2 protein-coding genes are annotated in these 582 nt (G+C 46.0%); both read right to left on the bottom strand.

The window, feature by feature from the left end:
- Window positions 1-230: hypothetical protein (locus BLW97_RS18490; RefSeq protein ID WP_143215013.1), on the bottom strand; the 230-nt coding region annotated here is incomplete at its 3' end.
- A gap of 28 nt (window positions 231-258) precedes the next feature.
- A partial coding sequence (locus BLW97_RS18485) for a DUF3568 family protein (RefSeq protein WP_143215012.1) occupies window positions 259-582 on the bottom strand: 324 nt, incomplete at its 5' end.

Genomic DNA, 582 nt, shown 5'->3' with positions numbered 1-582 from the left:
TTTGAAAAATCATAGGCGTGGCTGATTTCGGGATACAATGCGTGAAAACGACTCTCATAGCTACTGGATGGCCCCATTTTCATGGAGTGAATGAGCGCCGTGTTAAGTTTAGTCACCACAGTATCAGGCGCATTGCCTGTTGATGCGACAGCGCTTCCTGTACCCAACATGAAAATCGCTATACAAGCACCCCAAAACTTTTGGTTTTCTGTACGTTGTGAAAATTTCATCCTTATCTCCTTTTCCATTTACCTGAAATCAAATAGACGGGGCCTTGACGGTAGCCTGGGCACCCAGCGTCTGGTTCAATAGCGAGAAAAACTGTCTGGAGAGGGTTTTATTGCCAAACAGACCAACACCCATCGTCACGTTGGTAACTTCTTGACTCGTGGATTTCAAAATGACGCTGACTTCCGTGCCTGCTGTCGTTTTCCCATCAATGATCCATTTGTCTGGATTTTTCTTCACATTACCCACATAGGTAATATGCATTCCCGAAAAGACTTGCAGAACGGCAGCCTGAACCGTTCCGAGTGGCCTTGGATAATAGGCATGATAGTCGGACAGAATTCCGGCATTGAC

The sequence above is a fragment of the Acidithiobacillus albertensis genome (assembly GCF_001931655.1).
Lineage (GTDB): Bacteria > Pseudomonadota > Gammaproteobacteria > Acidithiobacillales > Acidithiobacillaceae > Acidithiobacillus > Acidithiobacillus thiooxidans.
Note: the sequence above shows the minus strand (reverse complement) of the source record. Positions and strands in the feature narration are given on the sequence as shown.